Annotated in this window: 22 protein-coding genes and 1 tRNA gene; 10 read left to right on the forward strand and 13 right to left on the reverse strand. The window is 58.4% G+C overall.

Annotation, left to right across the window (positions count from 1 at the left end):
• Positions 1-173: 173 nt before the first annotated feature.
• A complete protein-coding gene (locus ACR0IM_RS02125) occupies positions 174-854 on the forward strand; it encodes a Crp/Fnr family transcriptional regulator (RefSeq protein WP_480588986.1) in 681 nt (226 codons plus the stop codon).
• On the opposite strand, the gene ACR0IM_RS02130 is transcribed toward ACR0IM_RS02125, so the two are convergent.
• The 8 genes from ACR0IM_RS02130 to ACR0IM_RS02165 form a co-directional block, all read right to left on the reverse strand.
• Positions 855-2087 (reverse strand): hypothetical protein, encoded by a 1233-nt coding sequence (locus tag ACR0IM_RS02130; RefSeq protein ID WP_480680682.1) that lies wholly within the window; start codon positions 2085-2087, stop codon positions 855-857.
• A complete protein-coding gene (locus ACR0IM_RS02135) occupies positions 2084-3589 on the reverse strand; it encodes a VWA domain-containing protein (RefSeq protein WP_480680683.1) in 1506 nt (501 codons plus the stop codon). Before ACR0IM_RS02135 ends, ACR0IM_RS02130 begins: the two co-directional genes overlap by 4 nt.
• The gene (locus ACR0IM_RS02140; RefSeq protein ID WP_480680684.1) at positions 3586-4569 is read right to left on the reverse strand and encodes a VWA domain-containing protein; all 984 of its coding nucleotides are present in this window, start codon (positions 4567-4569) and stop codon (positions 3586-3588) included. The genes ACR0IM_RS02135 and ACR0IM_RS02140 overlap by 4 nt, the downstream gene beginning before the upstream one ends.
• Positions 4566-5042: a DUF4381 domain-containing protein gene (locus ACR0IM_RS02145; RefSeq protein WP_480680685.1), complete on the reverse strand. Its 477-nt coding sequence runs from the start codon at positions 5040-5042 to the stop codon at positions 4566-4568. Before ACR0IM_RS02145 ends, ACR0IM_RS02140 begins: the two co-directional genes overlap by 4 nt.
• The gene (locus ACR0IM_RS02150; protein ID WP_480640343.1) at positions 5039-5986 is read right to left on the reverse strand and encodes a DUF58 domain-containing protein; all 948 of its coding nucleotides are present in this window, start codon (positions 5984-5986) and stop codon (positions 5039-5041) included. The genes ACR0IM_RS02145 and ACR0IM_RS02150 overlap by 4 nt, the downstream gene beginning before the upstream one ends.
• Positions 5987-6006: 20 nt before the next feature.
• Entirely contained in the window at positions 6007-6984 is a 978-nt protein-coding gene (locus ACR0IM_RS02155; RefSeq protein WP_480640344.1) for an AAA family ATPase, read from the reverse strand.
• Between the two features lie 120 nt (positions 6985-7104).
• Positions 7105-8211, reverse strand: coding sequence for an acetoin utilization protein AcuC (locus tag ACR0IM_RS02160; protein WP_480680686.1), 1107 nt, complete (start codon positions 8209-8211; stop codon positions 7105-7107).
• Between the two features lie 3 nt (positions 8212-8214).
• The gene (locus tag ACR0IM_RS02165; RefSeq protein ID WP_480640346.1) at positions 8215-9300 is read right to left on the reverse strand and encodes an AI-2E family transporter; all 1086 of its coding nucleotides are present in this window, start codon (positions 9298-9300) and stop codon (positions 8215-8217) included.
• 150 nt (positions 9301-9450) lie between these two features.
• Between ACR0IM_RS02165 and ACR0IM_RS02170 the strand changes: the two genes are divergently transcribed.
• From ACR0IM_RS02170 to ACR0IM_RS02180, 3 genes are all read left to right on the forward strand, one after another.
• Positions 9451-10317, forward strand: coding sequence for a YihY/virulence factor BrkB family protein (locus ACR0IM_RS02170; RefSeq protein WP_480588968.1), 867 nt, complete (start codon positions 9451-9453; stop codon positions 10315-10317).
• The gene (locus ACR0IM_RS02175; protein WP_480680687.1) at positions 10314-12212 is read left to right on the forward strand and encodes a multiheme c-type cytochrome; all 1899 of its coding nucleotides are present in this window, start codon (positions 10314-10316) and stop codon (positions 12210-12212) included. The genes ACR0IM_RS02170 and ACR0IM_RS02175 overlap by 4 nt, the downstream gene beginning before the upstream one ends.
• Positions 12213-12308: 96 nt before the next feature.
• Complete coding sequence (locus ACR0IM_RS02180) at positions 12309-12497, forward strand: hypothetical protein (protein ID WP_480680688.1); 189 nt, start codon at positions 12309-12311, stop codon at positions 12495-12497.
• A 2-nt stretch (positions 12498-12499) separates the two neighbouring features.
• Here the strand turns inward: ACR0IM_RS02180 and ACR0IM_RS02185 are convergent, their stop codons facing one another.
• Genes ACR0IM_RS02185 through ACR0IM_RS02195 form a run of 3 tightly spaced genes read right to left on the reverse strand, consistent with a single transcriptional unit; the run spans position 12500 to position 14733 of the window.
• The gene (locus tag ACR0IM_RS02185) at positions 12500-13216 is read right to left on the reverse strand and encodes an RlmE family RNA methyltransferase (protein WP_480588962.1); all 717 of its coding nucleotides are present in this window, start codon (positions 13214-13216) and stop codon (positions 12500-12502) included.
• A gap of 52 nt (positions 13217-13268) precedes the next feature.
• The gene (locus ACR0IM_RS02190) at positions 13269-13604 is read right to left on the reverse strand and encodes a hypothetical protein (RefSeq protein ID WP_480588960.1); all 336 of its coding nucleotides are present in this window, start codon (positions 13602-13604) and stop codon (positions 13269-13271) included.
• Between the two features lie 16 nt (positions 13605-13620).
• Complete coding sequence (locus ACR0IM_RS02195; RefSeq protein ID WP_480588959.1) at positions 13621-14733, reverse strand: Ppx/GppA phosphatase family protein; 1113 nt, start codon at positions 14731-14733, stop codon at positions 13621-13623.
• Positions 14734-14974: 241 nt separating this feature from the next.
• Here ACR0IM_RS02195 and ACR0IM_RS02200 point away from each other — a divergent pair, with 241 nt between their 5' ends.
• The 5 genes from ACR0IM_RS02200 (at position 14975) to ACR0IM_RS02220 (ending at position 18380) form a co-directional block, all read left to right on the forward strand.
• Positions 14975-15271: a virulence factor gene (locus ACR0IM_RS02200; protein ID WP_480588957.1), complete on the forward strand. Its 297-nt coding sequence runs from the start codon at positions 14975-14977 to the stop codon at positions 15269-15271.
• Positions 15272-15297: 26 nt separating this feature from the next.
• Entirely contained in the window at positions 15298-16224 is a 927-nt protein-coding gene (locus ACR0IM_RS02205; protein ID WP_480588955.1) for a methylenetetrahydrofolate reductase, read from the forward strand.
• 9 nt (positions 16225-16233) lie between these two features.
• Positions 16234-17286: a methyltetrahydrofolate cobalamin methyltransferase gene (locus ACR0IM_RS02210; protein WP_480680690.1), complete on the forward strand. Its 1053-nt coding sequence runs from the start codon at positions 16234-16236 to the stop codon at positions 17284-17286.
• Between the two features lie 128 nt (positions 17287-17414).
• Positions 17415-18242, forward strand: a complete 828-nt coding sequence (locus tag ACR0IM_RS02215; RefSeq protein ID WP_480588951.1) for a polyphosphate kinase 2 family protein — start codon at positions 17415-17417, stop codon at positions 18240-18242.
• A 64-nt stretch (positions 18243-18306) separates the two neighbouring features.
• Positions 18307-18380, forward strand: a tRNA-Gly gene (locus ACR0IM_RS02220).
• A 1-nt stretch (position 18381) separates the two neighbouring features.
• Here ACR0IM_RS02220 and ACR0IM_RS02225 read toward each other — a convergent pair.
• Both ACR0IM_RS02225 and ACR0IM_RS02230 read right to left on the reverse strand, forming a co-directional pair.
• Complete coding sequence (locus tag ACR0IM_RS02225) at positions 18382-19239, reverse strand: class I SAM-dependent methyltransferase (RefSeq protein ID WP_480680691.1); 858 nt, start codon at positions 19237-19239, stop codon at positions 18382-18384.
• A gap of 23 nt (positions 19240-19262) precedes the next feature.
• Positions 19263-21305, reverse strand: a complete 2043-nt coding sequence (locus ACR0IM_RS02230) for an ASKHA domain-containing protein (protein WP_480680692.1) — start codon at positions 21303-21305, stop codon at positions 19263-19265.
• Between the two features lie 217 nt (positions 21306-21522).
• Between ACR0IM_RS02230 and guaB the strand changes: the two genes are divergently transcribed.
• Complete coding sequence (gene guaB, locus ACR0IM_RS02235) at positions 21523-22971, forward strand: IMP dehydrogenase (RefSeq protein ID WP_480588945.1); 1449 nt, start codon at positions 21523-21525, stop codon at positions 22969-22971.
• Positions 22972-22990: the final 19 nt, after the last annotated feature.

The following is a 22990-nucleotide window of genomic DNA, read 5'->3' on the forward strand; positions in this document are numbered from 1 at the left end:
TAGGCCCCAGAGGTGTGAAAGTGTTTTTCGACCGGCAATTTCGGCCAAAACGGATTGTAATAATCGGTCGCATTCTGAACGGCAAACCTTCACCATTCCGGGAATCGAACGCGTTTACACTAGGCGATTTGCCAAATTGAAAACTCGTCATATGATGATATTGGAAAATTCTAATGTTTGACAAAACGAATAATATTAAGCTCTTGCAGAAGGTCGGGTGGTTCAGCAAACGCTCGGACGTATTTCGCCGTGACCTGTTGGATTGCGCATCCGCAAGAACTTTCGAGCCTCACGAAGCGCTATACCACCATGGCGACGCAGCAAACGGGATATTTGCCATCCTCAGTGGCGGTGTTCAGGTTACCGCACCGGCGGATGATGGGCAGGAGTTCGTGATACATCGCGAAGGTGCCGGTTTCTGGATCGGGGATCTGGCTTTATTCGCGGACACACCGCGGTTGATCAGCGTCGTCACCACACAAGAGACGCAAGCCTTGTTTTTTCCGCATTCCCGTATTGCTAAACTGGTTCAGGCCAATCCGAATTATGTCCGCGATTTTTACGCGCTGACGCAGGAAAACATGCAGACGGCACTTCGGATAATGGCCAACCTTGCCGTGACCGGCAGTGAAAAACGGTTGGTACTGCGGCTGCTTCATCTGGATGAGGGCAGGTCAAAAACCGACGGTTGGATCGTGGTGTCTCAGGACGAACTGGCCGAGATGATTGCCGTGTCGCAGCCAACGCTGCACCGCAGCCTGCACCGACTTGCGGATTTGGACCTGATCGAACTCGGCTATGGGCGCGTTCGGCTGAAAGACCGGAAGGCTCTGATTGCCAGTTGTCAGACCTGATCAAGGATTCAGTGGCGGAAGAAGCTCTGCCTGTTTTTGGGGGGCGGCTGTAAGAGCGTCCAGCGCGGAAATTGCCCCTGCCCAATCCGGTGTTCTGTCGTCTTTATCAGTGGCGTAATACGTAGAGCCAATCTGTTCCAAACGTGCTTCAAGCCCGTTGTGCCCTTGCGGGCTTTCACAGCGTTGCTTCCAGGTTTCAAGCGTAGAATAGGCGGCGTTGAGGTCATGATCATGCAGCGCTTGGCGCAGCTGCGCGAGGGCAGATTCCGGTGATGCGCGGTATGCCTTTTCACGTGCTTCTTTCCAGTTTCGATATCGCGGCATCGACCACCACAAAACGACCAAAGTGACTATCAAGACAGCAGCAGCCCAAAACAGATATCTCATCATTGTATCTGTTGACGGAGGCCCAGACTTCGGCGCGGCCAGTTTCAGTCCAACTGCGTCGACGTCCACGGTTTCAACGGCATTCGTCGTCAGGTTGAACCACTTCAGTGCAACCGCAGGCAGCTGAGTTTCACCTCCATCCTGCGCAAGGTAAACGGTTTCATCAACACGTTGGCCTGACAAGATACCCCGATCCTCGGTCTCGGTGAAGCGTGGTTCTTTGGGATAAGATCGCAACAGAGGGTCCTGATTATTTTGTATTAATTGTGGTATCAGGATCGGACTCGTGCCCGAGATGCGCGCTGTCAGCCGTCGGGTGACTGCATCGCCAGCCTGCATTTCAGTTGGGCCTTCGATTTCCTGCGTCAGTTCAAAACCCGTAGCGATAATCAGCGGATTCAGATCACGCGCCCCATCCGGGACCACTGCGTTGATTTCGATCGGTGGCAGCGGGATGGACGCCTGAATCGGATTGTTTGTTTCCGGGTCCGCAAAGGTGACCGTCATGTCCTGAGCGCCAAAGTCTATCGCCCCTGACACCAGCGGATAGATGCGATAGCTCCGCTGAACGCCGGACCATGTTTCGCCGTTTACCGACTCGCTGACAGGTCCCGAGGCACGCTCGGGCAGGCGGACCAGCAGGTTTTCTTGTTCCAGCGCAGGAAAGATCGGAGGGGACGGCATGAAGGTCGGCACCAAAACCTTTACGCGCAAGATGGCCGGTTGTCCGACAATCACATCCTCACTTGGCGCCTCGACTGTGACTTGTGGTTGCGGCGCGGTCGAGTTTTGCGCGAAAGCCCCGCACGACAAAAAAACAAACAGGAGGAGGAGCAATAATCTCATCGTTCTTGCTCCTGATTTTCCAGACGGAACCGGTTGCGCAAGAAATCCTGCATGTCCGTATCAATCGCACTGATCCATTGGTCTGCCGACAAGGGTTTTGCACTTTCGGTCTGGGTCTGAATGGTCGTGTTCTCCCCGCGACCAGAGTCATTGTCGAACACAGTGTCATCTGCTCCGATCCCGGCTTCTTCGCCAGTGTCGGATTGTTCCCGCGTGGTTTCTACATAGTCGAGAATGGCGGTGGCAACCTCGAGATTATGCAGTGCTTCCGGCCAGTTAGGGCGGTGTTCTAACGCCTCTTCGAAAGCGGAAATGGCGGGTCGGTACTCCCGGTTGCGTATGCGAGCAATACCTTCGGCAAAGGCGGCTTCGGGGGTGTTCAGTTCGGCGAAGATGGCCGCGGCTTCCGGGTATTGGCCTGCTTTCAACCGCGCGTAGCCTTCATGGTACGGGTCCTCAAACAGGTCAGCAGCATCTGCATAGCGTTTTTGGTTCATTGCGATTTGGCCTTGCTGATCCGGTGCCAGGAACCAGTCACGCCAACCTTCTGCGCGCGCGGGGCTCGCGGGCTGTATCAGGAACAGTCCCAACACCGCCCATCGGATCACCCAGCCGCGACGGAACCAGAGCAGCGACAACAACGCCGCAGGCCATGCCAGCATCCACCCCCGATCCTGCCAGTCCAGACGATCATCGTCATCCAGCGCATCCACATAGGCGGTTTGGATCTGACGCTGCAGCCGTGTGATATCCCTGTCATCATTGGAAAACGGGACCACAACGGTGTTCCCCAGATTGCTCAACTGAACAATCTCGTCTCCGTTCGGGAGCATGGTCAGAAAGAAAACCTGCGATGTTGCGCTCTGAAACTCGACAAGCTGAGATGGATCGAGATCGTCCAACACAAACAGGACGGCTCCGGGAGTGTCGCTTTCGTCCAATATGCTTTGCGCCAGTGTCAGCGCATCAGCCGCGGCATCTCCTTGTTTGGGCATCACAGCCGGGGTCAACCCTTCAAGCAGCGGGCGCAGGATATTTGCGTCTTCGGTCAGGGGTGCCACGCGGTGTGGTGAACCAGCATATGCGATCAGCGCCGTTCGCGCGCCTGCGCGTGTGTTTATGAGGTCGGTGATCTTGTACTTTGCACGCTCCAGCCGCGACGGGGGCAGGTCGGCATTCCCCATGCTCTCGGTGACCTTCAAGGCGATAACCAAAGGGGCCGTGTCCGCCACAAGCGGGTTCTGAGCCCGTGACCATGTTGGGCCTGCGGCGGCTATGGCAACCAATGCAGTGGCGATCATGGCAACATCAATGGGATAGATTCGCCGCTTTTCTTCAGCCCCCAGGAGCAGAGCAGTTGCAAGATGCGGAGCCACACCGGATGGCAGTTCGGACTGTCGCGAACGTTTCGGTCGAGTTACCCACCAAAGACCTGCAACTGGTATCAGAAAAAGCAGATAAGCTGCTCTCAGGAAATGAAATTCCGCGAAGGCGTCGATCATGAGAGACTCCTTCGGCGCTTCGTGATGTGCAGACCAGCGCAACTTCCCAGCATCAGCAACAGTACCGCCAACAATGGATAGTGAGCGAGGCTTTCCCGCGGACGGTAGCTTTGAGTTTCCACGATTCTGGGGTTTTGCTCGTCAATGCGCTGGTAGGTCCCGGCAAGCGCAGCCTCATCATTTGCAAAGAAATACTGCCCACCAGTTCGGTCCGCGATGGCTTTCAGGGCTTCCAGATCTACGCGGTCCTCGCCAGACGCATCGGGATCACCGACGCCGATGGTGTAGATAACGACGCCCTTGTCCGCTGCTACGACGGAGGCATTGGTAGGTGTCATCCGGCTGGACGTATCCGCCCCGTCGCTAAGAACGATCATCAGGCGCTGATCGACATCGCTGGAGTCAAAAGTGCGGATACCAAGGCCGATTGCGTCGCCCAAGGCGGTGTTCGGCCCCGCCATTCCGACTTGAGTTTGGTCCAGGAACCCATTCAAACTATTCAGGTCTTCTGTAAATGGTGCCTGAACAAAAGCACGGGTGCCAAAGATGATCAGCGCCATCCTGTCACCCTGACGTTCGGCAATGAACGTGCGCATTACATCTTTGACGGCCGCCAGCCGTTGTTTGGGCGTTCCGTCGATAGACTGGAAATCGCGTTGGTCCATCGAACCCGAAATATCGAGTGCCAGCACCACATCTCGGGCGGATTTTTCGATGATGATCGGATCGGCCAGTTTTTCCGGGCGGGCCAGGGTCGTCACCAGCATCAGCCAAATCAGAATAACAACAGTAGTCTGAAGCATCGGTCGTTGTGCGATGACTGATCCGGACTTGGGCTCAACCCCAGCCGCCTTGGCGACATGGCGGAAAAACGGGATGCGGATTGATTTGGCCTTTTCCCGGTGCGGCGGCGTTAACCAGTAGACCAGAAGTGGCAAAGGCAAAAACAAAAATGCCCAAGGGGCGGCAAAAGAGATCATCCATGCCTCCTCTGCGCTTTGTGGGTCCGAATCCAGACCCGCGCGAACGTGGCGACCTTTGGATTGGGAGGGCTGGATCTGTAGGGCGCCTCAAGGAGGGCTGTGGATTCATTTGAAGAAATCGTAATATTATTAGAGGATTGTTTGAGAAAGGTGATCCACTCAGAGCCATGGAGACTTGCGACCTGATCGCGCGGAAAGGCAGCGAGCGCGGTGCGTCGCAGGATTTCTGCGATCTTGGCAACGTCATTGTCGGCTGCGTGCAGATCGGCAAGCGCGGATCGACGGTAGGCATTGGTCGTACGATGCCGCCGGTAGATGTAAAAACCGCATGCGACCGCCCCTGCCAGCAGCAAAGCCAGGACTGCCCAGCCCCAAGTCTGCGGTGTCATCGGTATTGGCGCGGGCGCTGGAGCGGGTTTCAGCAAGTCCAACAACTCAACAAGTGATTTACCTTCGGTATCGACGCTCATTTTTGCCCCCCGTGATGACCGAACTGCCGCAGCAATTGATCCAGGGCCGGTTCTGCGGTGGTCAGCGGGACAATTGGAAAGCCATAGCGGCGCGACCACTGGCGGAGGTGTGCCAACCTGTTTTCCAACGCCGCCCTGATGCGTTTCGACAAATCCGGTTCCGAGCTGTCGAGTTCAATTTGTGCGTCTCCGTCCGAGACGGTCATGCGTAGCCCTGGGATTAGCTCATGCGAACTTGGATCGTAAATATTGAACAAAATCAGGTCGTTTGACAGAGCAAGCCGTCTTAGCAAGCTTTCCGAGTCTTCATTCAGACCGTCAAAATCCGAAAACACGCATATCAGGGCATTGGTATGCGCGATCCGGGCGGCTTGTTTCAGGACGTCGTTCAGCGAAACGGTCGGTTCTGGGCTCAGCGTTGCGTTCAGGCTGCAATTCAGCCCTGCGACCGACGACAGGAACCGCTTCAACGCGGCGGGACGACGCTGAGGGCGGTGCTCGGCCAGATCCGTGTCGCCAAAGACAATCCCGCCGACGCGGTCGCCTTGGCCCAGAACGCGATGGGCGGCGATAGCAGCAGCCTCGGCAGCAACGACGGATTTCATGTAAACCTCGGTGCCGAAAAACATCGAAATACGCTGATCGACTAACAAGAGGGCAGGGCGATCCCGTTCTTCCGTATAGACCCTAACATGGGGTTTTCCGGTGCGGGCGGTCACTTTCCAGTCGATTGTCCGGATGTCATCGCCGGGCAGATAGGTGCGGAGTTCTTCAAAGTTCAATCCGCGCCCGCGCAGGCGCGAAGCGTGGCGGCCATTGAGGATTGAGCGCGCCGGTTGTCGCGGCAACAGGCTGATAGCGCGCGATCTGGCACCCAGGCGCAGCAGATGGTCCGCATCTACATGGATGCGTGGGTCGTCGGGATATGTGGCGGTTTGGGCCACGGGGCTCTCTTTCCGAACACTCAGGGCAGCGCGACGAGGCGCAGGATTTCTGCAATCACGTCGTCTGCCGATTTTGCGTTGCCCTGGGCCTCAAAGCTGAGCGTGATGCGGTGGCGAAAGACGTCATGCGCGATGGCACGAATATCGGCGGGGTCCACGTAGTCACGCTGGTTCATCCACGCGTGGGCACGCCCGCATTTGTCCAATGCCAGCGATGCACGGGGGCTGGCACCGATTTCGATCCAGTTGTCAAGCTCTTCGCTGTACTTCCCGGGCGTTCGGGTTGCTTGCACGAGGTCGGCCATGTATCGATCCATGGCGTCGGATACGTGGATCTGCCCGATCTCTGACCGCGCCTGAAATACGGCGTCCTGCGGGATTGGCGTCGGCATCTCGCCCGTCGCATCGGACCCTGCGGCGATGTCTTCACCCCGCACCAGACGGATCACTTCGACTTCGTCCTCAACTGGAGGATAGGTAATCTGCACGTGCATCAGAAACCGGTCCATTTGTGCCTCTGGTAAGGGATAGGTGCCCTCCTGCTCGATCGGGTTTTGCGTTGCCATCACGATGAACAGCGGCTCCATTTTATGGGTGGTGCCCGAGACGGTGACCTGCCTTTCCTCCATCGCTTCCAGCAAAGCCGCCTGCACCTTGGCCGGGGCACGGTTGATCTCATCCGCCAAAACGAGGTTGGCAAAGATCGGGCCGGGGTCGAACCGGAACGTGCCGCCGTCATCGGTTTGCTGGTATACTTCGGTTCCGGTCACGTCTGAGGGTAGCAGGTCGGGCGTAAACTGTATCCGGCTGAAGTCGGCGTCCAGATTGCGCGCCATGGCTTTGACGGCGCGGGTTTTTGCCAGACCGGGCAGGCCCTCGATCAAAAGGTTGCCGTTTGCCAGCAGGCCGATGAGCAGCCGGTCTATCACCTCGGTCTGGCCGATAATCGCCTGCCCCATGCGGGTTTTAAGATCATGTATCTGATTAAGTGCATTCATTAATTTGGTCCAATCGTGGCCGGAAGTCCGGAAGGACATGGCAGGATACGCCGGGGCGGGATGATCTGGAATGTGCAGTAATGATCGGAGGTTACCAGTCTTACCGTGTCCGATCCACCATCAAATCCGTTCCGCGATATGTTCCAGATCGGCGCGCAGCTCGGGGCGAATTTCCCCATGGTTCGGGTCGTCGCGCAGCGTTTCGACCCAATGACGCGGCGTTTGCTTTCCGGCTGCACGGTTCCACGTCAGTTGACCAAGCACGGATTGCGCCTCGGTGTTGAGAAAGTTGGGCATGACGATCCCGTTCAGGGTCGCCCAAACTCCGGTCCAAAGCCGCGCAACGGACCAGGGGTTGTAGCCTCCGCCGCCCAGAACCAGAAGGCGAGGGGCCATGTCGCGCAGAGAGGCAACGGCGCGCCAATGGGCGTTGTTGGACAGGGTCAGCCGGGATAACGGGTCCTCGGCCACCGCATCGGCGCCGCATTGCAACACAATTGCCTCGGGGTGAAAAGATGCCGTCGCGGGCAGGATCAACTGGTCGAGGATTGTGTTGAACTCATCATCATTGAGGTTGCGCGCGACGGGCAGGTTAAATGCTGCCCCGCCGGCATCGTCGTCCAATGTTCCGCTGAAGGGCCACCGGGCGCCTTCATGCACCGAGATCATTCGCACCTTTGTTGATCCGCGAAAAGCCGCTTCAACTCCGTCACAGTGATGCGCGTCGATATCGACATAGACAATACGATCAAGCCCGGCGTTCAACAGAGTCAGGATCGCCAGCACCGGATCGTTCAGATAGCAGAACCCGTTTGCCCGGTTCGCAAGTCCATGATGCGTACCACCTGCCGGGCTAAAGACAATGCCGCCATCCCGGATCAGTTCGGCCCCCAGCATTGATCCTCCGGCAGCGGTGGCTGGGCGGCGATACATCTCGGGGAATACAGGGTTTGACAGGGTGCCCAGCGCGTATTTCTCCCGTGTATTGTCGGACACCGCCTGGTCCTTTTCGGCCTGTTGCAGGGCTGCGATATAGTCCGGCGTGTGAAATGCCATTAGTGCCGAGGGTTTCGCGCAGGGGCTGACGCGATAGTTCGCGGATGACAACCAACCCTGGGCCCGGCACAGGTCGATGACGGTCGAGACACGCGGAATGGCCAGAGGGTGTTTCGAACCATAGGTCGAGCTGCGATAGATTTCTGAACCGATGAACAGGGGGCGTTTCATCGTCTAACTTGCATTTTGCGCGGCGCTCTCTTCCCCCAGCCTGCCATCAAGTGACATCAGGATCGCAACCGGGCGCAGCGCGGGAATATGGCTGAAGACGATCAGGATGCAGACGGTCAGGGGGACGCTCAGGAAGGCTCCGATCAGCCCCCAGATCGTGGTCCAGAACATCAGCGCCAGAATGACCAGAAAAGTGGACATGTTCAGAGACCGGCCCAGCAAGGCGGGGTCGAGAAAATTGCCGATCAGGAACTGTATCGTTCCGCAGCCCAGAACGATGATCAGGAACGGGCCGACGCTGTCGAACTGAACCAGCGAAATCATCGACGGGAAAATGACTGCAATGATCGATCCGATGGAGGGAATAAAATTCAGCGCGAAAGTCAGCACGGCCCAGGTCTCGGCAAACTCGAGCCCCAGCACCTTGAACACCGAATAGCTGATGCCAGCCGTGATCAGGCTGATCATGGTTTTCACCCCGACATAACGTTGCAGGCTGAACGTGATGGCATCCAGTATCGAGGCGAACTCGATACCTGTTTTCGGATCACCTGCGGCCAATTGGATTTTTTTGCGGAAGGCCAGCCGCTCGGCCATAAGGAAGGCGACGTAAAGGCTGATCAGAAAGAACTGGTTCAGCAGGGAAGTCGCGCTGCCCAGCAGAATGCGCGCAACATAGGACATGTCTATATTGATCAGGTTGTCGCGGATAAACTTGGTTACATCGTTGCCCACCAACCCAGTGACGCGGTTTACCGCATCGTCGAATTGGTTTTCATAGGTGCCAATCGTGCGGGCAAACTGAGTGGCCTGACTGCCCAGAATATACATGATCACGAACAAACCGGCTAAAACCACAGTGACGCCTGCGACGTTGGCCAGCCAGACAGGCATGCGGGTCAGGGCGATTATCCGGTCGCTGAGCGCGATGATCAGGACATTGATCAGCAGGGCCATCGTCAGCGGGATCAGGAATGCGGCGCCGGCGTATAACCCCAGCACTACGAGTGTCGTCACAATCGACACATCCCGAACAACCGACAGCTTGAGCTTCGTCGGCGTAGCGGTTTCGTCTTTGTCCGGTGTCATGCGGTAGCTCATCCTGAGAATTGCACTTGTGTATGATCCTGCACAGCAGGGCCGGATTATGCAATGCGCCCAGATGTTTGTCAGAGAATATTTGCGCAGCGGACAGATTTGCCGGTTCAGTGGCTGGGGCAAGCGGGTTAGGCTTCGGGAATGAATGCACGCGTGATTCCTTACTTTGGTCGGCCCATTCAGGCGCTTTGGGTGGCTGTAACTCGTTTCGACGCCAAGAACGGCTTTGTCATGAGCAGCCACGTGGCCATGTCGCTGATGTTGGCGCTGTTTCCCTTTGCCCTATTCACTGTTGCGTTGGCAGGTTCACTGTCGCAGGACTATGTCACCAACGAATTGATCGATTTGATTTTCGGCGCATGGCCCAAGGATGTGGCAGGGCCGATCGTGGCCGAACTGCGCTCGGTTCTTTCCGAGTCAGGATCTGGCGTGATTACGCTGGGCGGTCTGCTGGCGGTGTTCTTTGCCTCGAACGGGGTGATGGCAGTGCGCAAGGCGATGAACCAAGCCTATCATGATTTTGACAGCTGGCCGTTCTGGAAAACCCGGCTGCTTTGTTTTGGGTTGGTGATCGGTGGCGGCCTCACCATCATGATCATTGCTGCGGTCGAGGTCATCCTGCCGGTCTACACGCAACTGGTTTCGGAAAAGACCGATGTGAACGTATCCGAGTGGTTGTCGGTCGATCGCCTGCGCTGGACCTTCACGGTGGGTGTTCCGGTGGGCGTGGTGGTGCTGGCGCATCTGGTCCTTCCGACCGGGCGTCATAGATTGCGTCAGATCCTGCCGGGCGTGTTGTTGACGCTGGCCTTGTGGGCAGCAGGAGGATGGGGCTTTTCGGTCTATATTGCGCAGTTTGCCTCATACAGCGCCACCTACGCGGGCTTGGCCGGAGCCATGGCGGCACTGATCTTTCTCTATCTTTGCGCTGCCATCCTGATCCTTGGGGCAGAATATAACGGAGCCTTGATGGACCTGCAGAACGATGCCGACGGACTTGAAACGTGAGAGCCGCGTTTCTTATCTGGATGTTTTTGCCAGCTGTCGCTTTTGCGCAAGGGCCGAACTATGTGGGCTCGGATCAATGCATCGAATGCCACACCTCCGAGGCCGAAGCGTGGGCGGCATCCCATCACGCGCTGGCTTGGACCGAGGTCGCGGCCGGGCATGTGGCGGCGGATTTTGACGAAGCCCGGTTTGATCACGACGGCATGGCGGTAGAGTTCAGCGTGAACAACGATGGCCTGCGGGCCAAGGTGACCGAGAAGGACGGCGTCGCAACTGAATATGGTGTGCATTCGGTCGTGGGTATCGAGCCCCTGCAGCAATACCTGTTCGAAACCGAGCCCGGCCGGTTGCAGAGTTTCGATGTCGTCTGGGATACCGAGGCTCAGAACTGGTACCACCTCTATCCCGATCAGGACTTGCCGCCGGATGACGGGTTGCACTGGACCGGTCCCTACAAGAACTGGAATGCTCGCTGTGCCGAATGCCACGCCACCGGGTTTGAAAAGAACTATGACGCGCAGTCCCGCAGCTACGCCTCAACGCAGTCCGAAATTGGGGTCGGGTGCGAGGCCTGCCACGGTCCCGGATCGGCGCATATCGACTGGACGCAAGGCCAGACACTCGCCGCTGATCTGAGCGAGTTTGGTTTCACCATGAATTGGGGCAGGGGCCGGACTGAGGCCGAAATTCAACAATGCGCCGGATGCCATTCCCGACGCGAGGCGCATGGCGACGGCAACCCGATTCCCGGAACGCCCTATCACGACGCTTATAACCTAGCGGTGCTGCGTCCGGGTCTCTATCACCCCGATGGCCAGATTCTGGATGAGGTCTATGTTTATGGCTCGTTCCTGCAATCCAAGATGTATGCGCAGGGCGTCGGGTGCATGAACTGCCACGATCCACATAGTGCTGGGTTGAAGGCGGAGGGCAACGGAGTTTGCACGCAATGCCACTCACCAGCGGGCAATCCTGACTTTCCATCCCTGACCGCCAAGGACTACGACACGCCCGCGCATCATCACCACCCGGAAGACAGCGCAGGCGCGCAGTGCAAATCCTGCCACATGATCGAGCGCACATACATGGGTGTCGACGGGCGGCGCGATCACAGCTTTCGCATTCCGCGCCCGGATCTCGGGCTTGGTGAAGATGCCTGCACCGATTGTCATCAGACCGAGGATCAGGATTGGGCCGCGCAGCGGATAGAGGAGTGGTTTCCGGTGTCCGCTCATCGTGCGCCACACTATGGAACGGTGTTTCAGTCAGCCCTGGACGGTCGCGCGGAAGGGCCGGGTGCTTTAATTGCGATTGCGATGGATTCGTCTCAGCCGGGCATTGCCCGCGCCACGGCAGCCTATCTGCTGCAAACCTTCGGCTCGCCAGGTGTTGCGGACGAAGCGGCGGCATTGTTGTCCGACACGGATCCGCTGGTGCGCGCAAATGCGGTGGTATTGCAGCGTCAGGCCGCCTTGCCGGATCGGGTTCAGCGTCTCGAACCCTTGCTGTCTGATCCATTGCGCAATGTCCGTATCTCAGCCGCCAAAGAGTTCTTGAACATCCCCGGCCAAGCCCTGACCCCGGAACAGCAGGCTCGGGTGGCCAAGGGTATGGAAGAATGGCAGGGCACTATTGCTAACCGGCTGGACTTTCCCGAAACACACCTTGTACTGGGCGGTATGGCTCTGACCTTCCGCAACGCCCCGGCCGCCGAACGCGCCTTTCGAGAGGTCGTCACGCTGGACCCGCAACGGGCCGAAGCTTGGCCCATGCTGGTCCAACTGGCACAGATCAACCGCGGTCCGGATGCCGCGCGGGACGTGCTACAAGAGGGACTGGCGGTTTTGCCGAACGATCCGGAGCTGCAACAACTCAAGGCGCAATTAGCCCCGTGAAACGGCACGGCTTGGCCCGGTTTAGGTCACGATCCCGGCAAAATTGGGCGTTAACCGTGAGAAAGGCAGAAACCCAGCCACGCCCACAGGTGACCCATGCCGGAAAAACCGGTCCACACATCGCAGTTGCAAAACCCTTTGTCCCCGGATCAAAGGATAGCCGATCTGCAGGCCAGAAAGCCGGAATATATCAACCACGGTCAGGCGTTGTTGCTGCAGCAATCCGCCGCCGCGTCACTGCGCGAGCAGTTTCTGACCGGCGACCGTATCTGGCTTGACGACTGAGGTCAGCCCCGGAACCCCGTGGCGACCACGAATTTCTCGGAACTGTCAGAGCGCGACGCAGGCGGTTTTACGTTTGCCACCTTCTCGAACTTCTGTTTCAACAACTTCTGCAGATCACCCTCGGCGCCTCCGGCCAGAACCTTGGCAACGAATGTGCCGCCTTCTTCCAGAACGTCAAAAGCGAAATAGGCCGCGGTTTCGCACAGGGCCATTATGCGCAAGTGATCGGTCTGTTTATGCCCGGATGAGGCTGCGGCCATATCGGACATCACCACATCAGCCTTACCGCCCAGCCAGTCTTTGACCTTTTGGTCGGCGTCGTCCTCCATGAAATCCAGAACATGGGTGTCCGCACCGGCGACGGGCTCGATCTCTTGCAAGTCAATGCCCAGCACGGTGCCGACCCGTTTACCCGACCGTTCACCCAGCGCGTTGACACGTTTGACGGCCACCTGACACCAGCCGCCGGGCGCGCAGCCCAGATCGACGACGCGTGCGCCTGGGACGAGAAAGCGGAATTTATCGTCCAGTTCCAAAATCTTAAACGCCGCGCGCCCGCGATAGCCCTCGGCTTGCGCGCGTTTCACATACGGGTCATTCAACTGCCGCTCAAGCCAGCGGGTCGAGCTGAGCTTGCGCCCGCGCGCCGTCTTTACTTTGACCTTCAGGTCGCGTTGCCCACGGCCTGAGTTGTTTTTTCCGCTCGGCGTTTTTGCCATGCGCTGGTTCTCCTGAAAGGTTCCCGCTCAATACCGGCTTGGCCAATGTGTATCAAGACGCTGTCGTTGCGGGCTGTCGAAGAGCCAGATCTGGCCAGGGGGACGAAACTCCAAAGATGTACCAGCCCAAGGCATCTACAGCTTTGACAGTCCACGGTGCACCTCGCGCGTCCTCTTGTACAAAGCCTCGCAGCAATTCATGTGCATCCACCACCTGGTCATCGGGCACAGCAATTTGAATGCCACCAATGGCCAAAGAGTAGTGGGGGAGCATGGTCGCAGTATGAAAGCTGGGGCAGAAAACATCAAATCCCGCAGCTTCCAATGTACATATTGTGGTTGCAGCCGTGGCATAACGATAGGCAATCGCAATCGTTGAGATGCTCATACACCTGTGTCCGAAATCAGAATGGTCCGTCTTCCAATACGCCGTCCGCGCTCATCTGCGCATAAAGCAGACCTTCGCGAAGTCCCCGGTCCGCCACGGAAAGGCGGTCGGTGGGCCAGCAGCGGAGCAATGCCTGCAAAATGGCTGAGCCGGACATGATTAGGGCTTGCCGGTCATCGCCGATCCGCGGATCACGCCGCCGTCCCAGTGGGCCGAGTTCCAAGTATCCTCGTATGACTTTGTCGATCTGATCGCTGGTCATACGCAAACCATCCACCTTGGTTCGGTCATAACGCTTTAGTCCCAGATGAGAGGCCGCCACGGTAGTCACGGTGCCGCTGGTTCCGACGATCTGGAACCCTTCGCGGGCTTGCTCATCCTTGTAGGGGGCGAAGTCGGCCAGGTTTTCTTCGAAAAACCAGCTCATCAGTGCAAAGCGTGCCGAATCGTCTTCGACATCGTGGAACTGGTCGCGCAGCGTCGCGACACCCAGCGGCACGCTGATCCAGTCCACCACCTTGGCCGCTGGAAAGGGGCTGTCAGCGGTGTGAAACCCATTGTGCAGGCGCATGATCGCGGCAGGGCGGTCGCGGCGAGGCACCGATGAGATGTCGATCCACACCAGTTCGGTCGAGCCGCCGCCAATATCCACGACCAGCAACTGTTCCGTTTTGGTCGACACCAGTGGCGCGCAGGAGATCACAGCCAAACGCGCCTCTTCCTCGGGCTGGATGATCTCCAGTGTCAGGCCGGTCTCGCGCTTCACCTGCCGGATGAAATCACGCGAGTTTTTCGCGCGCCGACAGGCCTCGGTTGCGATCAACCGCATCCGTTTGACCTTGTTGCGTTTCAACTTTTGCTGGCAGATGCGCAGTGCCTGAACGGTACGCGCCATTGAGGCCCGGGACAGCCGCCCGGTCCGTTCCAAGCCCGCGCCCAACTGCACGGATTTGGAGAAGCTATCCACCACATGAAACCCGCTGCCCTTAGGCTGGGCTATCAACATGCGGCAGCTATTAGTTCCCAGATCCAGAGCCGCATATAAAGCATCTGGATCGGGTCTTGCCGGCGCGGGGCTTTCGACCGCCTTCGGGAACGCGCCCGCACCTTTGGGACGCTTGGGCGCCATCTTAAACGCCCTCCGATTTTCGAGTTACCCCGACCATAGGTCGGGCGATTGTTTCGTGCAAGACGCTCATTAAAGTGATGAGTATTTTGATGTGCGCGTTTGCGTCGGAATCCAGTACAAGCGCCGTATCCCATCGTGGGCGAAAACGTCGCTTGAAATACGCCTAGTGTCGAAAACCGACCGACTTGCCCCCACATACACGTTTAGAACCGGTCCATCTGGTTAGGAGGAATCAAAAGCAATGCCTGACGTCACCATTGTATACTGGCGCGATATTCCCGCTCAGGTCATCGTCGGCAAAGGCCGTCGTGGCGCAAAGCGGCAATTGGAGGAACGGTTCGAGCAAGCCATCGACCGCGCGGCCATGAAGGTGAACGCCAAGGACAGCGATGCCTATCTGGCCGAGTGGCGCAAAGCCGAACCTTTTGCAGCTGAGGGCGACCCGTCCGAGATTGCCGAGGCCGAAGCCGTGCGTCTGGAAACGGAATACGATCAGGATCGCATTAAGGCCCTGATCGCCAATGACGGTTGGGCTTAAGCCCCAGATCTAAATGGGAGGCCGCTATGGCTTTGCTGAACTTCAAGAAACGTGATGCGGTCGAAAAGGCCCCGGTTAACCCCACCGTCGAAGCCTTTCTGCAGGGCTATTCGGTTGAGGTGATGCCACGTACCGCCGAGAAAGTCGATGACTTCCGCGCGTTGCTGCCCGAAGGCACCCGCGTCTACATCGCCCATATCGAGGGCACCCCGATCGAGGACATGGTCAAGACCGCCAAGCGGATCGCGGCCGAAGGCTATCCGGTCATGCCGCACTTCCCGTCACGGATCATCAAGGACGCGGCAACCCTGGAGAACTGGATCTCGATGTATCAGGGCGAAGCGGGCGTCGACCAGGCGCTGCTGCTGGCTGGAGGTGTCGCCAAGCCGCACGGCGCGTTCGACAGCTCGATGCAACTGCTGGAGACCGGCCTGTTCGACAAGGCGGGCTTCAAGCGCCTGCACGTTGCTGGTCACCCCGAGGGCAACAAGGACATCGATCCGGATGGTTCGACCAAGAACGTTGACGACGCGCTGCGCTGGAAACAGAAGTTCTCGGAAACCACCGATGCGGAAATGGCGCTGGCGACTCAGTTCGCATTTGACGCCAAGCCGATCATAGCGTGGGCGGACGGTCTGAAAGAGGCGGGAATCGACCTGCCGATCCATATCGGTATCGCGGGTCCGGCCAAGCTTCAGACCCTGATCAAGTTCGCCATCGCTTGCGGTGTTGGTCCGTCGCTGAAGGTTCTGCAAAAGCGCGCCATGGACGTGTCCAAGCTGCTGCTGCCCTACGAGCCGACGGATGTTGTCACCGAACTGGCCAACCACAAGGCGGCCAATCCGGATTTCAACATCACCAACGTGCATTTCTTCCCGCTTGGCGGTATCAAGACCAACGCCAACTGGGCAATCGAAAACGGCGGCGCCTCGGCAAAGCCTGTAAACTCCTAAGGAACGGACATGACCCGTACAGTCTTAGAATCAAAAACAAAAACCGCCGTTCTGGGCTTTGACGAACCGTTCTGCGTGATCGGTGAGCGGATCAACCCCACCGGTCGCAAGAAGCTGGCCGCTGAACTGGAAGCAGGCGATTTCTCGACCGTCGAGAAAGACGCCATTGCTCAGGTCGCGGCAGGCGCGACCGTTCTGGATATCAACGCGGGCGTTGTCTACAACTCGAACCCCAACCCGAACGAGACCGAACCGCCGCTGATGACCAAGATCGTCGAACTGGTTCAGGGTCTGGTTGAAGTCCCGCTGTGCATCGACTCGTCGGTTCCGGGTGCACTGGAAGCCGGTCTTGAGGCCGCCGAAGGTCGCCCGCTTCTGAATTCGGTCACAGGCGAAGAAGATCGTCTGGAGCTGGTTCTGCCGCTGGTCAAGAAATACAACGTTCCTGTTGTTGCGATCTCGAACGACGACACCGGCATCTCGGAAGACCCAGATGTTCGTTTCGAAGTAGCCCGCAAAATCGTTGAACGTGCCGCCGATTTCGGCATCCCCGCGCATGATATCGTAGTCGACCCGCTGGTGATGCCGATCGGTGCAATGGCAACTGCAGGCCAGCAGGTGTTTGCTCTGGTCCGCCGTCTGCGCGAGGAACTGGGCGTGAACACCACCTGCGGCGCGTCCAACGTCTCGTTCGGTCTGCCGAACCGCCACGGCATCAACAACGCCTTTCTGCCGATGGCTATGGGTGCTGGCATGACTTCGGCGATCATGAACCCGGTGGCTCTGCCGGTGACGCAGAAGAAGATTGCCGAGAAGAAAGAGGCCGTGGCTGCTGCTGGTATCATCCTGCCCGACGGCATGGACGACGAGGCATTCGTTCAGATGTTCGGTCTGGGCTCGACATTGCCTCGCGCTGGTAAGGAAATGGAGGCCATCCGCGCCGCCAACTTGCTGACCAACAACGATCCGCATGGCGGTGAGTGGATCAAGTTCAACAAATCGCCTGAAGAGGCCGGTGCCGCAGGCGGTCGCCGCGGAGGTGGCCGTCGCCGTCGCGCTTGATCTCAACATCAGTGTGATCAAAGGCCGGGCCATGTGCCCGGCCTTTTTCATTTTGACCCTGATCAATGCCGGGTATTGTCGGGCTTGCGACAATGGCACGACCCCAGCAGCAAAAACCAGGTGTTTTCATGAGCAAACATTACCCCCCGAAATTGGCGGATGTAGACCTGAGCAAACGTCTGAGCAAGCATGACTATTTCGAAAAACTTGTCGATCTTCAGGCTCAGCTGGCGCTGATTCAGCAGGCGTTTCTGTTTCACGGCGTGAAGGGCGTGCTTGTTTTTGAGGGTTGGGATGCCGCAGGCAAGGGCGGTACGATCCGCCGGATCAGCCAGGCGCTGGACCCGCGCAGTTTCAAGGTCTGGCCTATTGGTGCGCCGCGCAACTATTACCTGAACCGACACTACCTGCTGCGGTTCTGGGAAAGACTGCCCCCCGAAGGCGCCATCTCGGCCTTTGACCGCAGTTGGTACGGCCGGGTGCTGGTCGAGCGGCTTGAAAAGTTCACACCGGAAGAGCGTTGGCGGGCCGCCTATCGTGAGATCAACGACTTCGAGCGGATGCTGGCGGACGACGGCACCCGGATCGTAAAGCTGTTTTTCCACATCTCTCCGGACGAGCAGATGGCGCGTTTCACCGAGCGTTTGCGCAACCCGGTGAAGCGGTGGAAACTCACCTATGAAGATTTTCGCAACCGAGAGAGGTGGGCAGAGGCTGAAGTAGCGGTGGATGAGATGCTGGCACGGACTTCGACCGAAATTGCGCCATGGCATGTTGTGCCGGCAAACAACAAAAAATACGCTAGAATCAGTGCAATGAAGGCAATTGTTGAGGCCTTTTCCAGAGGCATTGATCTCAGTCCCCAGCATCTGGACAAAAAAACTCTGGACGCAGCCTGCGAAGCCTTGGATGTTGACCAGTCCCTGATCGACAGCCTGCGCGCCCGGACCGAGTAATTTCGGATCGCTGCTGAAACGCGCTTGAAGTCGCTCGGTGGGCAGTGTTATCCAGCCCTACGCCGCGGGTATGATGTAATGGTAGCCTGTCAGCTTCCCAAGCTGAACGCGCGGGTTCGATTCCCGCTACCCGCTCCAATCACTCGGATCGGCGTGCCTGAAACAGGTTTATGACTGCCGGGATGCAGGTTTCCGATCCGATTTGCAGGCGATTGAACTCTGCGACAACGTCTTTCTGGATGGCCTGAACGTCCTGCTCATCCCCGTCGAAATGCGCGATGACCCGAGCGGCCGGCCCGACGCGTGTACACAATATTGCAGTGCCTTCAACGCCGTTGACGCCCTGCAATTTCAAAGAGACTGCCTCGGCCTTCACATCAGACAATCCGGCCTGAACCATCATTCCTTTGACATGGTCAAGGTCGTGGAATGCAAGGGGACCGGGTGCATAGCGGTCCACGCGCGGAGGCTGACCCAATCGTTTGACGGCTGCAATATGGGGCACGCGGAACCATGGGTTCTCGGCCAGAGGGCCCCATGCCGCGAAAGTCATTTGAGCACCGGGTTTTAGCGCCTTGGCGATATTGGAGAATGCGGCCACGGAATCGCTGAAGAACATGACACCGAACCGCGAGATCGCCGCATCCATCTGATCGGGGTCGAAGCTATGTGTCTGCGCGTCTGCATACTGGAACTGAATGTTGTCCAGCCCGTCTTCGGCAGCGCGTGTTGCAGCGCGATCCAGAAAGGGTTGAGAGATATCGACAGCCAGTACATGCCCGCCCGGCCTGACCCGCCGGGCTGCGGCAAGGGTGCTGACACCCGTGCCGCAACCGATATCCAGAACCTTCATTCCGGCAGACAGATCAGCCTTGTTCAGAACCAGATCCAGAACAGGCGCAAAGGCATGGTCTAACTGATCTTCATAGGTCAGCCATTTGGTGCCGTTATCAGACCGGCCCCAATACTCGGCCTGTTCTTCGTTTGCTGACGTCATTATTGCCCCCGTGGTTGGGGCGACTATGACCTCCTGCGGCGACGGCGGCCAGACTTTTCCTCATCTCCGCCGGTGTTGAACGAGGGTGCGGGCAGAGTGACCACCTGCGCCAGTTCCGGGAAGGGGTCGGTTTTGTGCGGAATCGCGTTTGCGGCGACGAAATGATCCTGGAACTTGGGCTCGATGGCGGTTTCGACCTTGGTGATCTCGCGCACGACGCGTTCAATCTCGGTCCGGGCTCCGATGTTGCACAGAGCGATCCGCGCACCGGTGCCAGCAGCGTTACCCGCACTGGACACCTTGCCCAGTGGCGCATCGGGGATCATACCCAGAACCATCGCGTGTTTGGTTGAGATATGGGCCCCGAAAGCACCGGCTAGGACAACGCGATCGACTTTATCGACCTCCATAACGTCCATCAGCAGCCGTGCACCCGCGTATAGCGCGGATTTGGCCAGTTGGATGGCGCGGATGTCGCCTTGGGTCACGGTAATGCGCGGGCCACCCTCGGCGCTGGCATCGTGGATCAGATAGGCGTGGGTTCGGCCTTCGGGAACGCAGCGCACGGTGCCGGTTTGCGCGGCCGAGCCGATCAGGCCACTTTCGTCCAACAGCCCGGCGATGCGCATCTCGGCCACGGCCTCGATAATGCCCGAACCGCAAATGCCGGTGATGCCAGTGGTGGCAACGTCCTGATCGAAGCCTTCCTCGTCGGACCATTTGTCGGACCCGATCACGCGGAAGCGGGGTTCCTTGGTCACAGGGTCGATCTCGATCCGCTCAATCGCACCAGGTGCGGCACGCTGACCGGAACTGATCTGGGCGCCTTCGAATGCCGGACCAGTAGGCGAGGAACAGGCCAGAACCCGGCTCTTGTTGCCCAGCAGGATTTCGGCGTTGGTGCCCACGTCCACGATCAGCACGAGGTCTTCGGATTTGCCCGGCTCTTCCGACAACGCAACGGCGGCGCAGTCGGCCCCAACGTGACCCGCAATACAAGGCAGGATATAGATCTGCGCGCGCGGGTTCATTTTGTTCAGGTCCATCTCACGCGCGGGCAGAGAGATGCTTTCCGAGGTTGCCAGTGCAAACGGTGCCTGGCCCAGTTCGACCGGGTCCAAACCCAGCAGCAGGTGGTGCATGACCGGGTTACAGACGAAAACGGTCTCAACGATCAGCGCAGCGTCGATCCCGGCTTCCTCGGCGATAGAAACAGTCAGGTCGTTGATCGCTTCGCGCACGGCCCGGGTCATTTCCTGATCACCACCGGGGTTCATCATCGCGTATGAGACGCGGCTCATGAGGTCTTCGCCAAAGCGGATTTGCGGGTTCATCAGGCCCGCAGACGCTTTGACCTCACCAGTCTCCAGATCGGTCAGATGCGCAGCGATGGTGGTCGAGCCAAGGTCGATGGCCAGCCCGTACAGCCCGCTTTCATGCAGACCGGGCCAGATTTCCACGATCCGGGCAACCGAGTCGTTTTGGCTCTTGTGGACGGCCACGGTGACCTCCCATTTGCCCTTGCGCAGCACGGGTTGCAGCTTGGACATCAGCGACAGATCGGCGGTGACGGTCTCGATGTTCCATTGTTGGCGGAGGGCGCGTTCCAGACGTTCCAGATCTCCGGTGGGCGAGTGCATGTCGGGCTCTTCCACGACAACGAAATACAGGCGCGTTGCCGGGTCCATGGTGATGGCGCGCGCAGCGGCGGCCTTGCGGACAACCTGACGGTGGACCTGGCTTTCGGGCGGTACGTCGATCACGATGTTCCCCTGAACGGTGGCCTGACAGCCCAGACGGCGGCCTGGTTTCAACCCGCGCTTGTCGTCATAACGCTGCTCAACCGCGTTCCATTCGCTCAGCGCGCCTTCGGAAACGGTCACGCCGTGCTTGGGAAACTCGCCATAGCTGGGCGTTATCTGACATTTCGAGCAAATCCCGCGCCCGCCGCAAACCGAATCCAGGTCGACGCCCAACTGCCGGGCGGCGGTCAGAACCGGGGTGCCAACGGGGAAATGTCCGCGTTTGCCTGAAGGAGTAAAGACTACAAGGGGGTCGGTGGTCATATCTGGCCTGCCTTTTGTATTCGCGCGTATGCCGGGCAAGATATGGGTTTGCGCGCAAAGGGAAAGGGCATTCAGCGGCACGTTTTGTATGGGTTGCGTCTTTTTTTGGTGCTGCACCGGCCCGCAAAGGAAAACTAGTTTAGGTCAGGGGCTTTTCCTTGGGTGAAATCCATGTAATAGGGTCACCGCCAAACGGGCTTTTGCATGGGGTTAGCAGATGCAGATTCGTGAGGCACTTACCTTTGACGATGTTCTTTTGGTTCCGGCGTCCTCGTCGGTACTGCCGGCAACGGCGAATACAAGCACGCGCGTGACGCGGGCGATCACCATGAACATCCCGCTGCTTAGCTCGGCCATGGATACGGTGACCGAGGCGCGCATGGCCATCGCAATGGCCCAGGCCGGAGGCATCGGCGTCATCCACAAGAACCTGTCGGTTGAAGAGCAGTCGCGCGAGGTTCGCCGGGTCAAGCGGTTTGAATCCGGTATCGTCTACAACCCGGTCACGCTGCGCGCGGATCAGACGCTGGCGGATGCCAAGGCCCTGGTTGAGCGCTACAACTTCACCGGTTTCCCCGTGGTTGATGAAGAGGGTCGAGTGGTCGGCATCGTGACCAACCGGGACATGCGTTTTGCAACCTCGGATGACCAGCCGATCCGGGCGATGATGACCACTGACAATCTGGCCATGCTGCAGGAACCGGCCGATCTGGAAGAGGCCAAGAGCCTGATGAAAGCCCGCCGCATTGAAAAGCTTCTGGTCGTCGATGGCACAGGCAAGCTGACCGGTCTACTGACCCTGAAAGATACGGAACAGGCCGTGCTGAACCCCACCGCCTGCAAGGACTCGCTGGGTCGTTTGCGAGTGGCAGCGGCGACCTCGGTCGGGGATGCCGGGTTTGAGCGGTCCGAGCAACTGGTGGATTCTGGCGTCGATATCATCGTCGTCGATACAGCACATGGTCACTCTCAGGGTGTTCTGGATGCAGTGAAGCGCGTGAAATCCCTGTCGAACGAGGTTCAGATCATCGCCGGGAACGTAGCAACTGGCGATGCCACCAAGGCGCTGATCGATGCCGGGGCGGATGCCATCAAGGTCGGCATCGGGCCGGGATCGATCTGTACGACGCGCATGGTTGCCGGGGTCGGCGTGCCACAGCTGACGGCGATCATGGATTGTGCCACGGCAGCCGGAGATGTTCCTGTGATTGCCGATGGTGGCATCAAGTTCTCGGGTGATTTCGCCAAGGCAATTGCTGCGGGCGCGTCCTGTGCGATGGTCGGCTCGATGATTGCGGGCACCGATGAAAGCCCGGGCGAGGTGATCCTGTATCAGGGCCGTTCGTTCAAATCCTATCGCGGTATGGGCAGCCTTGGCGCCATGGCGCGCGGCTCGGCGGATCGTTACTTCCAGAAGGACGCGGCCAACGACAAGTTGGTGCCGGAAGGGATCGAAGGGCAGGTGCCCTACAAGGGGTCTGCCAGCGCCGTAGTGCATCAGTTGGTCGGCGGTCTGCGTGCAGCTATGGGTTATACCGGCTGTGCAACTGTTGAAGAGATGCGCAAAAACTGCAGTTTCGTTAAAATCACCGGCGCGGGACTGAAGGAAAGCCATGTACATGACGTGCAGATCACCCGCGAAAGCCCGAACTACCGGGTGATGTAACTTTGGGTTTCAAGGTGAA

This window comes from Ruegeria sp. BF6, from assembly GCF_056538665.1.